Origin of the sequence: Pseudomonas sp. (assembly GCF_050739995.1) — a bacterium.
In the GTDB taxonomy this organism is placed as follows: domain Bacteria; phylum Pseudomonadota; class Gammaproteobacteria; order Pseudomonadales; family Pseudomonadaceae; genus Aquipseudomonas.
In genome coordinates this window covers 1-3,428 of sequence record NZ_JBOICG010000753.1, presented here as the reverse complement: position 1 = coordinate 3,428, position 3,428 = coordinate 1, and the positions used below count along the sequence as shown (strand labels likewise).

Sequence of the window (3,428 nt, the reverse complement as noted above, 5' to 3'; positions counted from 1 at the left end):
ACCGGCGACTTCCTGGCCAAGGATCGCCAACTGGCCCTGGAAGAAGGCGACCTGCTCGCCGTGCATTCGGCCGGTGCCTATGGGTTTGTCATGAGTTCCAACTACAACACCCGCGGCCGTACCGCCGAGGTGCTGGTGGACGGTGATCAAGCGTTTGAAGTGCGTCGCCGCGAGACGGTAGCCGAGTTGTATGCTGGCGAAAGCCTGCTGCCGGAGTAAGCCATGCTGCTGCGTTTTACCAAGATGCACGGGCTGGGCAATGACTTCATGGTCCTCGACCTGGTCAGCCAGCACGCGCACATCCTGCCCAAACACGCTAAACAGTGGGGCGACCGTCATACCGGCATCGGTTTCGACCAGTTGCTGATCGTCGAGGCGCCGAGCAACCCGGAGGTGGATTTCCGTTACCGGATCTTCAACTCCGACGGTTCCGAAGTAGAGCAGTGCGGCAACGGTGCACGTTGCTTTGCGCGCTTTGTGCTGGATAAGCGCCTGACCGCCAAGCGCCAGATCCGCGTCGAGACCAAGAGCGGCGTGATTGAGCTGGACATCCGCAGCGACGGCCAGATCAGTGTCAACATGGGCGCGCCACGCCTGGTGCCGGCGGATATTCCATTCCAGGCCACCGAGCAGGCCGCCAGCTACCCGCTGGACGTCGACGGCAAGACGGTGGATATCGCCGCCGTGTCGATGGGTAACCCCCATGCCGTGTTGCGGGTCAATGACATCAACAACGCGCCCGTGCATGAACTGGGGCCGAAGATCGAACATCACCCGCGCTTTCCCGCACGGGTCAATGTGGGCTTCCTGCAGGTGATCGACCGTTCGCGCGCGCAATTGCGCGTGTGGGAACGCGGCGCCGGCGAAACCCAGGCCTGCGGCACCGGCGCTTGCGCCGCAGCCGTGGCCGCGATCAGCCAAGGGTGGATGGATTCGCCGCTGCTGATCGACCTGCCCGGCGGACGTTTGTCCATCGAATGGGCAGGCCCTGGTCACCCGGTGATGATGACCGGGCCGGCCTCGCGTGTATACGAAGGACAGGTCCGTCTATAAGTGAGCCAAGCCAATGACCGATAAGCCTCAAGTACCCGCACAAGCATCCCCAAGCGACAGTCTGGAGGCCGCTGCCGTCGCGGCCTACCTTGAGGCTAATCCGGACTTCTTCGTCGAGCACGAAGAACTCCTGCCGGCCTTGCGCATTCCCCATCAGCGTGGCGACACCGTGTCGCTGGTGGAGCGCCAGATGAAGATCCTGCGCGAGCGCAATATCGAAATGCGCCATCGGCTCTCCCACCTGATGGATGTGGCCCGCGACAATGATCGCCTGTTCGACAAGACCCGTCGCCTGATCCTGACCTTGATGGACGCCAACAGCCTGGAAGAAACGGTAATCGCCGTGGAAGACAGCCTGCGCCAGGACTTCCAGGTGCCCTTTGTCAGCCTGATCCTGTTCAGCGACAACCCGATGCCGGTGGGTCGCTGGGTCAGCGGTGGCGAAGCCCAGACGGCTATCGGCGGCCTGCTCTCCGAAGGCAAGACCATCAGTGGCACCTTGCGCGAGCATGAGTTGGACTTCCTGTTTGGTGCCGAACAGCGCAAGCAGATCGGCTCCACCGCCGTGGTCGCCCTCAGCCACCAGGGCCTGCATGGCGTATTGGCCATCGCCAGTCGCGATCCTGCGCACTACAAGAGCTCGGTCGGCACACTGTTCCTGACCTACATCGCCGAAGTGCTCGGCCGCGTATTACCGCGCTTCACCACCGCCTTGCGCGCGGTACGCTAGCCATGGAACGGCAACTGGACGCTTATTGCGCTCACCTGCGCAACGAGCGCCAGGTGTCGCCCCACACCCTCGAAGCCTACCGACGGGACTTGAACAAGGTCCTGGCATACTGCGAAAAGCAACAGATCAACAGCTGGAAGGCCTTGGATATCCAGGGCCTGCGCAGTTTGATCGCTCGCCTGCATCAGGCCGGCCAGTCCTCGCGTAGCCTGTCGCGACTGCTATCCGCGGTGCGTGGCCTTTATCACTACCTGAACCGCGAAGGCCTGTGCGACCACGATCCGGCCAATGGCTTGTCTCCGCCGAAGGGCGAACGGCGCCTACCCAAGACCCTCGACACCGATCGCGCCCTGCAATTGCTCGATGGCGCCGTCGAAGACGACTTCCTTGCCCATCGCGACCAGGCGATCCTTGAACTGTTTTATTCCTCGGGCCTGCGCCTGTCGGAATTGACCGGCCTTAACCTCGATCAACTGGACCTGGCCGACGGCCTGGTGCAAGTGCTCGGCAAGGGCAGCAAGACCCGCGTACTGCCGGTGGGCCGCAAAGCCCGGGAAGCCTTGCAACTGTGGCTGCCTCTGCGCGCCCTGGCCAACCCGGTGGACGATGCCGTGTTTATCAGTCAGCAAGGTCGGCGCCTGGGGCCGCGAGCCATCCAGATGCGGGTCAAGGCGGCCGGCGAGCGAGAGCTGGGGCAGAACCTGCATCCACACATGTTGCGACACTCCTTTGCCAGCCATCTGCTGGAATCGTCCCAGGACCTGCGTGCGGTTCAAGAGCTGCTCGGTCATTCCGACATAAAGACCACGCAGATCTACACCCATCTGGATTTCCAACACCTGGCAACGGTGTACGACAGCGCCCATCCACGGGCCAAACGCATCAAGGGCGGCGACTCATGAGTATCAAGCTGATCACCTTCGACCTGGACGACACCCTCTGGGACAACGTACCCGTCATCATCAGTGCCGAAGCGTCGATGCGCGAATGGCTGGCGACCCATGCCGCCAAGGTCGGCGACCTGCCATTGGAACATTTCGCCCGCCTGCGCCAGCAGGTGCTGGAGCGTCATCCCGAGTTGAAGTACCGCATCAGCATTCTGCGCCAGCGGGTGTTGATGCAGGCTTTTGAAGAGGCGGGTTACCCACAGCCTGAAGCCACGCAAATGGCGGACGTATGCTTCGAAGCGTTTATTCATGCGCGGCATCAGCTCACCCCATTTCCCGAAGCCGAGCCCATGCTTCAAGCCTTGCGCCAGCACTTCCTGCTGGGGGTAATCACCAACGGCAATGCCGACGTGCAACGTGTGGGCCTGGCGGGCTACTTCCACTTTGCCCTACGCGCTGAAGATATCGGTATTGCCAAGCCGGATGCGCGATTGTTTGAGGAAGCGTTGCAGCGTGGTGGCGTGGATGCGAGCCAGGCGGTGCATATTGGCGATCATCCAGGGGATGACATCGCTGGCGCACAACAGGCGGGGCTTAGAGCGGTGTGGTTCAACCCAACGGGTAAGGTGTGGGAAGGGAATAAGCGCCCGGACGCGCAGATTCGCAATTTGGCAGAACTACCGTCACTACTGAACAGCTGGAACTAACACAGCCCCCCATGTGGGAGCTGGCTTGCCTGCTCCCACAGGGTATTGCGG

General features: G+C 62.0%; 4 protein-coding genes and 1 pseudogene. All 5 read left to right on the top strand.

Going from position 1 to position 3,428, the window contains the following annotated elements; translation table 11 throughout:
• A pseudogene (locus ACRESD_RS25705) lies at nucleotides 1–219 on the top strand (diaminopimelate decarboxylase); the annotation flags it as partial.
• Between the two features lie 3 nt (nucleotides 220–222).
• Entirely contained in the window at nucleotides 223–1,053 is an 831-nt protein-coding gene (gene dapF, locus ACRESD_RS25700; protein WP_431753471.1) for a diaminopimelate epimerase, read from the top strand.
• Between the two features lie 13 nt (nucleotides 1,054–1,066).
• Complete coding sequence (locus ACRESD_RS25695) at nucleotides 1,067–1,783, top strand: DUF484 family protein (protein WP_431753470.1); 717 nt, start codon at nucleotides 1,067–1,069, stop codon at nucleotides 1,781–1,783.
• 2 nt (nucleotides 1,784–1,785) lie between these two features.
• The gene (gene xerC, locus ACRESD_RS25690) at nucleotides 1,786–2,685 is read left to right on the top strand and encodes a tyrosine recombinase XerC (protein WP_431753469.1); all 900 of its coding nucleotides are present in this window, start codon (nucleotides 1,786–1,788) and stop codon (nucleotides 2,683–2,685) included.
• The gene (locus ACRESD_RS25685; RefSeq protein WP_431753468.1) at nucleotides 2,682–3,377 is read left to right on the top strand and encodes an HAD family hydrolase; all 696 of its coding nucleotides are present in this window, start codon (nucleotides 2,682–2,684) and stop codon (nucleotides 3,375–3,377) included. Before xerC ends, ACRESD_RS25685 begins: the two co-directional genes overlap by 4 nt.
• Nucleotides 3,378–3,428 lie beyond the last annotated feature (51 nt).